The sequence below is a fragment of the Streptomyces flavidovirens DSM 40150 genome, from assembly GCF_000429085.1.
GTDB lineage: Bacteria > Actinomycetota > Actinomycetes > Streptomycetales > Streptomycetaceae > Streptomyces > Streptomyces flavidovirens.
This window is the reverse complement of record NZ_AUBE01000003.1, coordinates 116,230-128,664: the sequence shown is the minus strand read 5'-3', so window position 1 is coordinate 128,664 and position 12,435 is coordinate 116,230. Positions and strand designations below refer to the sequence as shown.

The following is a 12,435-nucleotide window of genomic DNA, read 5'->3' as shown; positions in this document are numbered from 1 at the left end:
GGCCCCGGAGGCGAGCGGTGCCGCCGGGGCCGCATCTGTGTCAGTACGCCTCAGAGGTCTCTCTCGACGTCACAGACACGACGTCACAGACACAGCAGGAAGCTGTTGGAGCTGTGCTTGTCGCACGCCAGCAGGCTCAGGCTGCTCTGGTCTCCGCCGTCGCTCTGGGGGGTGTCCAGGCTCTGAAGGTCGAGAAGTGCCATGGTGGTTCCCTTCGGTTGTCCGTTCCCGTGGGGACGGGTTTTTTTGGGCGGTACGGCTCCGGGCCGGAGCCGTACCGGTTCTAGGGCCGCCTCAGCGGCGGGAGGAAGGGCAGGTGCGCGCCGGTGCCGCGCGCCGCTGCCAGTGCGAGGAGTACGCCGGCGCCGCCGGTGCCCAGGTCCATGGACAGGCGCATCATCTGGTCGCCGGGGAAGGCGAGGTGGCCTTCGTACGGCAGGGCGTACCAGCCGAGGCCTTCGAGCTGCGCGGCCAGATGGGCGGGGCGCGCCTCGGGGGCCGTCGTCCTGGCCAGGTAGAGGGCCATGCCCGCGCGCCCGTTGAACAGTCCGGGCTGGGCGTAGTAGCGCGACCGGGCGGCCCGTACGATGTCGGCCCGCGCCGCCTCGAACTCCTCGTCCTCGCGGTGGGAGAGGAAGTCGTCGAGCACCATGCCGATGCCCACGGACCCGGCCCCGAGGTACGGCATGGTGCGCGTGCCCTCGTCGACGAGCAGGGTGCCGGTGCTGTTGCGGACGCAGCGCGCGAGGTCGGCGCGCAGGGCGTCGGCTGCCAGGTCGAGGAGCTGTGGCGCGCCGGTGTCCTCGTAGAGCCGCAGGAAGAGCAGCGCGGGACCGGTGGCGCCGTGCAGCAGTCCGGCGCGCTTGCCGGTGCTGCCATGGCCGGACTCCCGCTGGTCGGCGAGCAGTTGGGCGGCCTCCAGGGCCCGCTGGCGCAGGAACGTTTCCCCGGTGGTGCGGGACAGCTCGGCGAATACAAGCCCGACCCCGGCCAGCCCTCCGTACAGTCCGGGGACGAGCCGCTGCCACTTCTCCTCCAGCACCCGCTGCACCAGCTCCAGCGCGCGGTCGCGGTGGCCCAGCCCGCCGAGGACGTGGGCGACGCCGGTCAGTCCGTCGTAGAGGCCGAGCGGTGTGCCGAGCGGCGGCGGACCGGTCTGCCGCAGCAGCCATTCCTCGCCCTCCTCGTACCGGCCGGCACCGGCCTGGCCGAGCGCGTGGAGGACACCGGCGGCGCCGTGCGCGATGCCGAGACCGCCGCCGTCCGCGAACTGGGCGATGTCGCCGGGGAAGATCCTGTCGTCGCGGCCGGGTGTGGCGGAGGCCAGGATGCCCGCGGCGAGCGAGTCGCGGGCGCCCGGCCAGTCGGCGGGCTCCACGGGCACGTACGGCTGCCGGTCGCGAGCCGTGTTGGTGTCCGTGTCCGTGTCCGTCCCGCGGATGACCGCCACCGCCTCGTCGAGGAACTCGCGCGGTACGTCCGGGAACTGGCGCGCGGCGACCTCCGCCAGGTGCCGTGCCTTGTCGCGGTCGACGACCAGCAGGGTGGTCATCGGCAGGAAGAGCGCCAGCCGCAGGCAGGCCAGGGCGTAACGGTCGACGTCGAACCCGGTGCGCTCGCGGGGCGCGATGAAGCCGGGGTGCGCGATGGCCTGGCGGTGGTTCTCGTCGACGTGCGCGGCGGCCTCGAAGTCCAGGAGGCGTACGGACTCCTCGTCCGGCCCGACCATGATGTTGAACATGTGCAGGTCGTTGAAGACGACGCCCCGGCTGTGCACGGCGGCGACCGCCTCCTCGACGGCGCGGTGGATGCGCAGCGCCCAGCGGGTGTAGTCCGCCACGGCGGCCGGGTCCGGCTCGGGTTCGAGCAGCGGGTGGCGCTGCGCGAAGAAGGAGTTGAGGGTGCGGCCGGGCAGGTGGTCCATCACCAGGAAGCGGTGGTCACCGAGCAGGAACCAGTCACGGACCTCGGGGGCGACCCCGAGCCCGGAGAGACGTTCCAGGGCGATCCGCTCCCGCTCCAGGCGGGTGACGGCGTCGGCCCGGTCGGCGGCGAGTCCGGCGTGCGGCCGCGCCTCCTTGAGGACCACCTTCTCGCCGCTGCGCAGGTCCTCACCGAGGTAGACCCCGCCGCCGTTGGAGAAGTGCAGGGCGCTTTCGATGCGGTACGGCAGGTCCTTGGTGGTGGTGGCGTTACGGGCCGCGAGGTGCGGTTCGAGGAACGCGGGCAGCTCCACCCAGTCCGGTACGTGGAAGCCCGGCTCGCGCAGGTCGGGGACGAGCGTCCCCTCGGCGTTCTCGATCGCCGGGACGAGCGCGCCCTGGCCGTCGACGCAGTAGCGGTGCGCGAAGCCGCCGTAGCGGACGTACAGCGGGCCGTCGCCCCAGCGGAGGTCGGTGAGGATGTACGGTCCGGGCTCGCCTTCGAGCAGTTCGCCCAGTTCCCGGAGCACGGTGTGCAGTTCGTTCTCGCCGGCGGGGTAGAGCGTCGCGAACTTGCCGCTGGAGCCGCGCCCCGCGTACTTGGAGTTGCGCAGGTGGAGCGGTTGCGGGCCGGGTACGAACTTGAACGGGATCGCTCGCGGGACGCAGTAGTCCCACACCTTCGCGGCGGTCTTCTCCGCGTTGTCCAGGCAGGCCGACACGTGGATCTTCCAGCCCTGCAGCGGCCGGCCGGGCAGCGGCGCGCCCTGCGCGTCGACCGGGTTGATGTGCATCCAGTCGCCGGAGACGAACCTCCGCCACCCGGGTGGCAGTTCACGCTGGGCCACCTCGAAGAGCGGCACCGGGGAGGACGGGCCGGGCCGTCCCGCGGAGAGACGGTCCGGGGTCTCGTAGAACTGTCTGTCGGCGAGGCAGAAGACCTCGTACCGGTTGTCCATGGGTCCCCCCTCGGCTGCGGTGACACCGAGAGATTTCCACGCACCGGCCGGGGCGCGACAGTCACACCTGTCACGTCATGACAGTGAGGTACGCATAGGTAAAGAACCGTTCGCATCCGTTCGAGAGAGCGGAATCGGGCCGGGTGGCCCGCCGGTCAGTCGTCCCGCGGGAAGACCGTCTCCCCGCCGCCGGTCAGCGTGATCGCGATCGCCTCGACCGGGCACCCCTCCGCCGCCTCCAGGACCTTCTCGTTCGCGTCGAGGTCGGGGGCGGACGGGTGCGCCTGGCGGGCGGAGTCGAGGGCGAAGGAGCCCGGCGCGACGTTCACGCACATGCCGGAGCCGATGCACACCCGCCGGTCGACCTCGACGTGCCAGCGGTCTCCCATCAGGCCTCCCCGTCCGCCGGTGTGTACGTGGCGGGGAGGTGGATCATCTTGTGCTCCAGGTACTCGCCGTATCCCTCAGGGCCGAACTCCCGGCCCAGGCCGGAGTTCTTGTAGCCGCCGAACGGCCCGAGCATGTCGATGCTGAAGGTGTTCACGGAGTACGTTCCGGTCCTGACCCGGCGGGCGATGTCGATGCCGTGGTCGGTGTCCGCGGTCCATACGCTGCCGCTGAGCCCGTAGTCGGAGTCATTGGCGATCCGCACCGCGTCGCCTTCGTCGTCGTACGGGAGGAGACAGACGACCGGGCCGAAGATCTCCTCGCGGGCGATCCGCATCGCGTTGTCGACGCCGCCGAAGAGCGTCGGCTCGACGTACCAGCCACGCTCCATGCCCGCCGGGCGTCCGCCGCCGGTGAGGATCTTCGCGCCTTCCTCCTGGCCGATCCTGATGTAGTCCAGGGAGCGCTGCTGCTGGCGCTTGGCGACGAGGGGGCCGACCTCGGTGGCCGGGTCGAGGGGGTCGCCGACCCTGAGCGCGCCGGCCGCGGCGGCGAAGGCGTCCGCGAACTCGTCGTAGCGCGAGCGGGGGGCGAGGATGCGGGTCTGGGCCACGCACGCCTGACCGTTGAGCATCCAGGCGAAGGGGGCGATGCCGGCGACGGTCGTGGTGAGGTCCGCGTCCGGGAGGATCACCGCCGCCGACTTGCCGCCCAGCTCCAGGGTCACGCGGGTGAGATTGCGCGCGGCGACCTCCATGACGCGCTTGCCCGCGGCGACGGAGCCGGTGAACGACACCTTGTCGACGCCGGGATGCCCGACGAGGTACTCGCTGACCTCACGGTCGGCCGGGATGATCGACAGGACGCCCTGCGGCAGTCCGGCCTCGGTGGCTATGTCGGCCAGGATGTACGCGTCGAGCGGTGTCTCCGGCGACACCTTGAGCACGGCCGTGCACCCCGCCAGCAGCGCGGGGGCGAGCTTGGCCGCCGCCGTGAACTGCGGGACGTTCCACGGCACGACGGCCGCGACCACCCCGGCCGGCTCCCGGCGTACCAGAATCGGCCCGAGCACGCCGGTCCGCCGCTCCTCGTACGGGAAGTCGCGCGCGACGGCGATGGTGGCGTCCCACACCATCATCGCGGCCAGCGCCTGCATCATGACGCTCGCGGTGTACGGCGTCCCGTTCTCGCACGTGATGCTGCGGGCGATCTCCTCGTGGCGTACGGCGATCGCGTCCTTGATCCGCGTGACGACGGCGATCCGCTCGTCGAGCGTCATCCGGGGCCAGGGCCCTTCGTCGAACGCCGTGCGCGCCACCGCCACCGCGCGGTCGACGTCGGCGCGGGACGCGTGCGGCACGCGGCCGATGACCTGCTCGGTGTGCGGCGAGACGACCTCGATGACGTCGGTGCCCAGCGGGTCGGTCAACTCGCCGCCGATGTACAGCTTCCGGTGCTCCACGAGCTCGGTCATGACTGCCTGCCTCCCACGGCTCGCACGGGCCGACGCCCGCCTGCAGTTTTCTGACGATGTATCAGAACTAGTACCAGTTCCAGTCGGTGGAGTCCATGGACCGCCCCTTTGCAAAGAAGTCGGCTTGGGCGACCATTGGAACGAGTTCTAGTCGTGGACGAAGGAATGGGGACGGCCCGTGTCGCAGGTGACCGAGCACGACGGCGGCGTCTGGTCGATCGAAGTTCCCATTCCGGACAACCCGCTCGGCCACACCCTGGTCCACGTCCTCGACACCGACGACGGGCCGGTCCTGATCGACACCGGGTGGGACGACCCCGCTTCCTGGGACACCCTGGCCGGTGGTCTGGCCGCGCTCGGTACGTCGGTCACCGACATCCACGGCGTCGTCATCACGCACCACCACCCCGACCACCACGGCCTGTCCGGGCAGGTGCGTGACGCGTCCGGTGCGTGGATTGCCATGCACGCCGCCGACACCGACGTCGTACGCCGGACCCGCGGCGCGGAGCCCGGCACCTGGCTCGACTACATCACCGCCAGGCTCACCGCCGCCGGCGCGCCCGACGACCACCTCGCCCCGCTCCGCGCTGCCCGCGAGTCGGGCCGCATGCGCACCCTGCCCGGCCTCTCGGCGGCCCTCCCCGACCGCGAGATCGTCCCCGGCGACCTGCTCCCCCTCACCGGCCGCCGGCTGCGCGCGATCTGGACCCCCGGCCACACCCCCGGCCACGTCTGCCTCCACCTGGAGGAGGCCCACCCGGCGAACCTCCCCGGCAACGGCCGCCTCTTCTCCGGCGACCACCTGCTCCCCGGCATCAGCCCGCACATCGGCCTGTACGAGGACCCCGACGACACCACCGTCACCGACCCCCTGGGCGACTACCTGGACTCCCTCGAACGCGTCGCACGCCTCGCCCCGGCCGAGGTCCTCCCGGCCCACCAGCACCCGTTCACCGACGCCCCCGCCCGCGTGCGGGAACTCCTCGGCCACCACGAGGACCGCCTCAGCGGCCTCCGAGCCCTGCTCGCCACCCCGCTCACCCCCTGGCAGCTCGCCGAACGCATGGAGTGGAACCGGCCCTGGGACCGGATCCCGTACGGGTCGAGGAACATCGCCGTCTCCGAGGCGGAGGCACACCTGCGCCGCCTGGTGAAGCTGGGCCACGCGGAAGCGGTGCCGGGCGGCGACCCGGTCACGTACGTCGCTGTGTGAAGACGCGGACCACCACCGGGGGCGCCTGATAGGGGCCGGTACAGTGTGCGAGTCGTCATCATGCCGTTCTGGGGGAAGCCGGTGCGAATCCGGCACTGACCCCGCAGCCGTGATCCGCCCCTACCAGGCGGTGAGTCGGAATGCCCGGTCCGGCATGACCACTGGCTCGGCACCGTCGAGGTATACGGAACCGGAGCCTGGTGCGTGGTTTTCGCGTGCCCGGGCCCGGCTCCTCAGCAGGAGAGGCCCCCGCCCGTCATGACCCTTCGCCGCAGCGCAGCCACCGTGCTCGCAGCTTCTGCCGTACTCTGCGCGGCCATCGCCACGACCGCCGTCGCCGCGCCGTCCCCCAAGCCCGTGATTCCCTCGGGGCTCTACGGCGAGTCGGACCCGACGTACGACGGTGTCTGGCGGCAGTCGCTTGCCCTCCTCGCCCAGGACACGGTGGGCGTCAAGCCCGCCGCGAAGGCCGTGAACTGGCTGGTCGGCCAGCAGTGTGACAGCGGCGGCTTCGCGTCCTTCCGCGCCGACGCCGCCGAGCCGTGCACGTCGAAGACCATGACGGACAGCAACGCCACCGCCGCCGCCGTGCAGGCGCTGAGCGCGCTCGGCGGGCAGGACGCCGCGGTGAAGAAGGGCGTGCGCTGGCTGAAGGGTGCGCAGAACCAGGACGGCGGCTGGGGCTACAACCCCGGCAGCCCGAGCGACGCCAACTCCACCTCGGTCGTCATCGGCGCGCTGGCCGCGGCGGGCGAGAAGCCGGCCGAGGTGAAGTCGCAGGAGGAGAAGTCGCCGTACGACGCGCTCGTCACCTTCTCGGTCCCGTGTGACGCGAAGACGGGCGGCGGCGCGTTCGCGTACCAGCCGGACAAGGCGGGCAAGCTCGCGCCCAACGCCGACGCGACGGCGGCGGGGGTACTGGGCGGGCTCGGCCAGGGGCTGGACGCCAAGGGCAAGAAGCCCGGCGACAAGCCCGGCCAGGAGCCCGTCCCGTGCGTGAAGGGGAAGCTGACGCCCGCGCAGGCCGCCGCCAACGGCGCCGCGTACCTCGACGGCGTACTCGCCAGGACCGGCCACCTCGACACGCCTCCCATGCCGGGCGCCGAGGACGCGAAGGCGCAGCCCGACTTCGGTAACACGGCGGACGCCGTCGTCGCGCTGGCCGCGCAGGGCGGCGCCGAGCAGGCGCGGAAGCCGCTGGAGTGGCTGGAGAGGAACTCGGCCGCCTGGGCGAAGGGGAACGGCCCCGCCGCGTACGCCCAGCTCATCTTCGCCGCGAACGCGACCGGCACCGACCCGAAGAGCTTCGGCGGCGCGGACCTGGTGAAGGCGCTCAATGCGACCGGCCCGGCGCCGGAGGCCACCGACAAGGCCACGGACGAGGCCGCCGACGATGCCGCCGATGAGAAGAAGGACGACGGCGGCGGCTTCGGCACCTGGTGGATCGTGGCTGTCTTCTTCATCGCGAGCGTCGGCGCCGGAATCCTGTTCAGCGGCCGCAAGAAGAAGAACCAGCAGCTATGACGACCGCGGCCGCACGCCCCCGCCTGACGGCTCCACTGCTCACGCTCGCCGCAGCGCTCGCGGCGCTGGTCGGACCGGCGGGGCCCGCGCAGGCGGGGCCCACGCAAGCGACGGCCGCGGAGGCGGCATCCGTACACGCGGCGTCCGCGCAAGCGACGCCCCCGCAGGCGGCGTCCGCACAGCTGGCATCGGCGCAGGCGACACCCGCGCAGGCGTCCCCACAGGCAGCATCCATACAGGCGACGTCCGCGCAAGTGACGCCCGTACAAGCGGCATCCATACACGCGGCATCCGCGCGGGTCGCGGCGTCGGGTGGTTACCGCTACTGGTCGTTCTGGGAGAGCGACGGCCGGGAGTGGACGTACGCCACCCAGGGGCCCGCCACTGCCAGGCCCGCCGACGGTGATGTCATCGGGTTCCGGTTCTCGGTGAGTGAGGACTCGCAGGACTCCGCGAAGCCGCGCCACGCGGCCGGCTCCTTCGACGCCGTCTGCGGCAGGACGCCGGCCAAGGACGGCGCCAAGCGGATCGCGGTCGTCATCGACCCCGGTATGCCGGCCGACGCCCCGGACGGCGAGCAGCCGCCCGCGCTGCGCACCGCGTGCGCCCGGACCGGTACGGACGCCACCGCGGCCGACGCGCTCGCCTCGGTGGCGAAGCCGCTGCGCTACAACAGCACGGCGCTGCTCTGCGCGATCTCCGGCTATCCGAAGACGGGCTGCGGGGACCAGGTGTCCGGCCGTGAGGACGCGACCGGCTCCGCCGCGTCCCCGACCGCCGGCAGGACCACCGACGACGACAGCGGCGGCGGCCCCTCCGCCGGGCTGCTCGTCGGCCTCGCCGCCGTGCTCGCGCTCGGCGCGGCGGGCGTGTGGCAGGCGCGCCGCCGCCGCGGATGACTTCCATGACCCTGCGCGCGCCCCAAGCCGGCCGCAGCAACGCCCTGCACGCCGGGGCGTGGTGGCTGTGGGCGCTCGGCCTGGCCGCCGCCGCGTCCAGGACCACCAATCCGCTGCTGCTCGGGATGCTGGTCGGGGTGGCCGGGTACGTGGTGGCCGCGCGGCGGACGGACGCGCCGTGGGCGCGTTCGTACGGCGCCTTCGTCAAGCTCGGCCTGCTCGTCATCGGCATCCGCCTCGTCTTCTCGACATTCCTCGGCTCACCGATTCCGGGCACCCACACCCTCTTCACGCTCCCCGAAGTGCCCCTGCCCGGCTGGGCGCAGGGTGTGCGGATCGGTGGGCGCGTGACGGCCGAGCAGCTGGTCTTCGCGCTGTACGACGGGGCGAAGCTGGCCACGCTCCTGATCTGCGTGGGCGCCGCGAACGCGCTCGCCAATCCGGCCCGGCTGCTCAAGTCGCTGCCGGGCGCGCTGTACGAGGCCGGGGTCGCCGTCGTCGTCGCGATGACGTTCGCGCCGAACATGGTGGCCGACGTGGTGCGGCTGCGCACGGCCCGCCGCCTGCGCGGCCGGCCGACGGGTGGGGTGGGAGCAGTGCTCCAGATCGGGCTGCCGGTTCTGGAGGGCGCGCTGGAGAGGTCGGTGGCGGTGGCCGCGTCGATGGACGCGCGCGGCTACGGCCGCACCGCCCGGGTCCCCCCCTCCGTACGGCACACGACGACCGCGCTGACGCTCGGCGGGCTCCTCGGGGTGTGCGCCGGATCGTACGGACTGCTGGCCGCCGAAGGTGCGGCGTACGGTCTGCCGGTCATGGCCGGGGGGCTCGTCGCCGCGCTGGCGGGGCTGCGCCTCGGCGGCCGGCGCAGCGTCCGTACCCGCTACCGGCCCGACGCGTGGGGCGTACGGGCGTGGCTGGTGGCGGGGTCGGGGGCGGCGGTCGCGGCGCTGATGATCTGGGCGGCCACGGCCGATCCGGAGGCCCTGCACCCCGGAGTGATCCCTCTCGTCGCCCCCGAATTCCCGCTCTGGCCTGCGGCGTCCGTACTGATCGGCCTGCTCCCGGCATTCGTGGCTCCCGCACCTCCTGTAGTGAAAGAGACTCCGCAGTGATCCGGTTCGAGAATGTGTCGGTCAGCTATGACGACGCCGCGCCGCCCGTGATCCGGGGCGTGGATCTCACCGTGCCGGAGGGCGAGCTGGTGTTGCTCGTCGGCCCTTCCGGAGTCGGCAAGTCGACCCTGCTGGGCACGGTCTCCGGCCTCGTCCCGCACTTCACGGGCGGCACACTGCGCGGACGCGTGACGGTCGACGGCCGCGACACCCGGACCCACAAGCCGCGCGAACTCGCCGATCTGGTCGGGACGGTGGGCCAGGACCCGCTCGCCCACTTCGTCACCGACACCGTCGAGGACGAGCTGGCGTACGGCATGGAATCGCTCGGCCTGGCGCCGGACGTGATGCGGCGCCGGGTCGAGGAGACGCTGGACCTGCTCGGCCTCGCGGAACTGCGCGACCGCCCGATCGCCACGCTCTCCGGCGGCCAGCAGCAGCGCGTGGCGATCGGCTCGGTGCTCACCCCGCACCCGAAGGTGCTGGTCCTGGACGAGCCGACGTCGGCGCTGGACCCGGCGGCGGCGGAGGAGGTGCTGGCGGTGTTGCAGCGCCTGGTGCACGACCTGGGTACGACGGTGCTGCTGGCCGAGCACCGCCTGGAGCGGGTGGTGCAGTACGCGGACCAGGTGATCCTGCTGCCGGGCGCGGGTGAGGCGCCGCGCATGGGTGCGCCGGCGGACATCATGGCGGCCTCGCCCGTGCACCCGCCGGTGGTGGCGCTGGGTCGCCTGGCGGGCTGGACCCCGCTTCCCCTTTCGGTACGGGACGCCCGCCGCCGGGCGACGGACCTGCGGACGCGACTGGCCGACGCGGAGCCGGGTGCCGTTCCCCACCCCGCCCCTTCCCGGAACCGGGGCTCCGCCCCAGACCCCGCTCCTCAAACGCCGGAGAGGCTGACCGCGTCCGGCACGCCGCAGGACCCGGCCCGTCCGGCGTTTGAGGACCGGGGGTCCGGGGGCGGAGCCCACAGTTTCGGGAAGGGGCGGGTAGGGGAAAAGCTCGCCCGCCTGCTGGGGCGCCGCCGCCCCGAGCCGCCCTCCGCCGAAGCCACCGGCACGGGCACCGGTACTACCGAAGCCACCCCCACCGCCGTAGCCACCGTCACCGCGCTCGGTGTCCGCCGCGCCCGCGTCGAGGCCCTCCGCCGGGTCGCCCTCACCGTGTCGCCGGGCGAGACCATCGCCCTCATGGGGCGAAACGGCGCCGGCAAGTCCACCCTCCTCGCGGCCCTCGTCGGCATGATCGAGCCCACCTCCGGCACCGTCACCGTCGGCGGCCGTACCCCCCACCGCACCCGTCCCCGCGACATGGTCCGCGAGGTCGGCCTGGTCCCGCAGGAGCCGCGCGATCTGCTGTACGCCGACACCGTCGCCGCCGAGTGCGCCGCGGCCGACAGCGACGCGGGCGCCGAACCGGGCGCCTGCCGGGCCCTGGTCGCCGACCTGCTCCCCGGCATCCAGGACGACACGCATCCGCGCGACCTGTCCGAGGGCCAGCGCCTCGCCCTGGCCCTGGCCATCGTGCTCACCGGCCGCCCCCCGCTCCTCCTCCTCGACGAACCGACCCGCGGCCTGGACTACGCGGCGAAGTCCCGCCTGGTCGGCGTGGTGCGCGAGCTGGCCGCGCGAGGGCACGCGATCGTACTGGCGACGCACGACGTCGAGCTCGCCGCGGAGCTCGCGCACCGCGTCGTGATCCTCGCCGACGGCGAGGTCGTCGCGGACGGCCCGACGGCGGAGGTCGTCGTCTCCTCCCCCGCCTTCGCCCCGCAGACAGCGAAGATCCTCGCCCCGCAGAAGTGGCTGACCGTCACGCAGGTGCGCGACGCGCTGGGCGGGACGACGGCATGAGCGACACACAGCCGGCCCGCCCCGCACGCCCGGTCCGCCTGGGCCCCCGCTCCGTCGCCGCGCTCCTGCTCATCAGCGCCATCGGGGTGGTCGCCTTCGGCTGGCCGCTGCTCGCCGACCCCGCCTCGGGGCTCGCCCGCGACCACGCGCAGGACGCCCCCTGGCTCCTCGCCGCCCTCCTCCCCCTCCTCGTCGCCGTCGTCGTCGCGACGATCGCCGATTCCGGTCTCGACGCGAAAGCCGTCGCGATGCTGGGCGTGCTGGCCGCCGTCGGCGCGGCGCTGCGCCCGCTCGGGGCGGGGACGGCGGGCCTGGAGCCGATGTTCTTCCTGATGGTGCTGAGCGGGCGGGTCCTGGGGCCCGGCTTCGGTTTCGTACTCGGTGCGGTGACGATGTTCGCCTCCGCGCTGCTCACGGGAGGTGTCGGGCCGTGGATGCCGTTCCAGATGCTGTCCATGGGCTGGTTCGCGATGGGGGCGGGCCTGCTGCCGGGCGCGGAGCGCCTGCGCGGCCGCCTGGAGCTGGTGATGCTGGCGGCGTACGGCTGCGTCGCGGCGTTCCTCTACGGCACCGTCATGAACCTGCAGGGCTGGACGTACATCGGCGGCATGTCGTCCGGCGTCTCCTTCCATCCGGGCGACCCGCTCCACGAGAACCTGGCCCGCTTCCTCGCGTACTGCCTCGCCACATCCCTCGGCTGGGACCTGGGCCGGGCGGCGCTCACCGTCGTACTGACCCTCACCATCGGCGCCACTCTCCTCAAGGCGCTGCGCCGGGCCACACGACGTGCGGCCTTCGAGGCCCAGGTCACATTTGAGGGCCCGCGACACTGACCGGGCGGTGAGAGGGCCCACAGGACCTTGGTCCTCGACTAGGCCGGATAGTACGCCCACAGCCCCGCCGCCGGCCCCTCCACCAGCCCTCTGACCAGCGCGGATACCCGCTAGCGCACGGCGGGTCGATATGCCCGTTTTACGGGTTCTGCTAGTAAGCGGGGTGATTGCGCCGCGGCTGCGGCCCTGCTTCATTGGAGCAGTCGCCGGGAGCGGTACGCCGGTCGCCACCGGCCCGCCCGCGACATCCCCCGTA

The 12,435-nt window shown here is 73.0% G+C and carries 10 protein-coding genes and 1 riboswitch; of the genes, 6 read left to right on the top strand and 4 right to left on the bottom strand.

Annotated elements, in window-relative coordinates; genetic code table 11:
• Positions 1 to 83: 83 nt before the first annotated feature.
• The 4 genes from G412_RS38950 to G412_RS0105805 all read right to left on the bottom strand — a co-directional run bounded on the left by G412_RS38950 (position 84) and on the right by G412_RS0105805 (position 4,742).
• Positions 84 to 203 (bottom strand): SapB/AmfS family lanthipeptide, encoded by a 120-nt coding sequence (locus G412_RS38950; protein ID WP_106964031.1) that lies wholly within the window; start codon positions 201 to 203, stop codon positions 84 to 86.
• Positions 204 to 283: 80 nt separating this feature from the next.
• Positions 284 to 2,881: a class III lanthionine synthetase LanKC gene (gene lanKC, locus G412_RS0105815; protein WP_028811234.1), complete on the bottom strand. Its 2,598-nt coding sequence runs from the start codon at positions 2,879 to 2,881 to the stop codon at positions 284 to 286.
• Between the two features lie 155 nt (positions 2,882 to 3,036).
• Positions 3,037 to 3,270, bottom strand: a complete 234-nt coding sequence (locus G412_RS0105810; protein WP_028811233.1) for a ferredoxin — start codon at positions 3,268 to 3,270, stop codon at positions 3,037 to 3,039.
• A complete protein-coding gene (locus G412_RS0105805) occupies positions 3,270 to 4,742 on the bottom strand; it encodes an aldehyde dehydrogenase (RefSeq protein ID WP_028811232.1) in 1,473 nt (490 codons plus the stop codon). Before G412_RS0105805 ends, G412_RS0105810 begins: the two co-directional genes overlap by 1 nt.
• Before the next feature lie 178 nt (positions 4,743 to 4,920).
• On the opposite strand from G412_RS0105805, the gene G412_RS0105800 reads away from it, so the two are divergent.
• The 6 genes from G412_RS0105800 to G412_RS0105775 all read left to right on the top strand — a co-directional run bounded on the left by G412_RS0105800 (position 4,921) and on the right by G412_RS0105775 (position 12,179).
• Positions 4,921 to 5,958, top strand: a complete 1,038-nt coding sequence (locus G412_RS0105800) for a Strvi_7410 family MBL fold metallo-hydrolase (RefSeq protein WP_028811231.1) — start codon at positions 4,921 to 4,923, stop codon at positions 5,956 to 5,958.
• A 71-nt stretch (positions 5,959 to 6,029) separates the two neighbouring features.
• Positions 6,030 to 6,104, top strand: a riboswitch (cobalamin riboswitch).
• 112 nt (positions 6,105 to 6,216) lie between these two features.
• Positions 6,217 to 7,482 carry an SCO2321 family membrane protein gene (locus G412_RS0105795; RefSeq protein WP_028811230.1) on the top strand — a complete coding sequence of 422 codons (1,266 nt, stop codon included), beginning with the start codon at positions 6,217 to 6,219 and terminating at the stop codon, positions 7,480 to 7,482.
• Between the two features lie 182 nt (positions 7,483 to 7,664).
• Positions 7,665 to 8,381, top strand: a complete 717-nt coding sequence (locus G412_RS41560; RefSeq protein WP_106964038.1) for an SCO2322 family protein — start codon at positions 7,665 to 7,667, stop codon at positions 8,379 to 8,381.
• Positions 8,378 to 9,493, top strand: coding sequence for an energy-coupling factor transporter transmembrane component T family protein (locus G412_RS33480; protein ID WP_037647955.1), 1,116 nt, complete (start codon positions 8,378 to 8,380; stop codon positions 9,491 to 9,493). Before G412_RS41560 ends, G412_RS33480 begins: the two co-directional genes overlap by 4 nt.
• Complete coding sequence (locus tag G412_RS0105780) at positions 9,490 to 11,346, top strand: ABC transporter ATP-binding protein (RefSeq protein ID WP_028811228.1); 1,857 nt, start codon at positions 9,490 to 9,492, stop codon at positions 11,344 to 11,346. The genes G412_RS33480 and G412_RS0105780 overlap by 4 nt, the downstream gene beginning before the upstream one ends.
• Positions 11,343 to 12,179: an ECF transporter S component gene (locus G412_RS0105775; RefSeq protein ID WP_028811227.1), complete on the top strand. Its 837-nt coding sequence runs from the start codon at positions 11,343 to 11,345 to the stop codon at positions 12,177 to 12,179. Before G412_RS0105780 ends, G412_RS0105775 begins: the two co-directional genes overlap by 4 nt.
• The last annotated feature ends 256 nt before the right edge of the window (positions 12,180 to 12,435 follow it).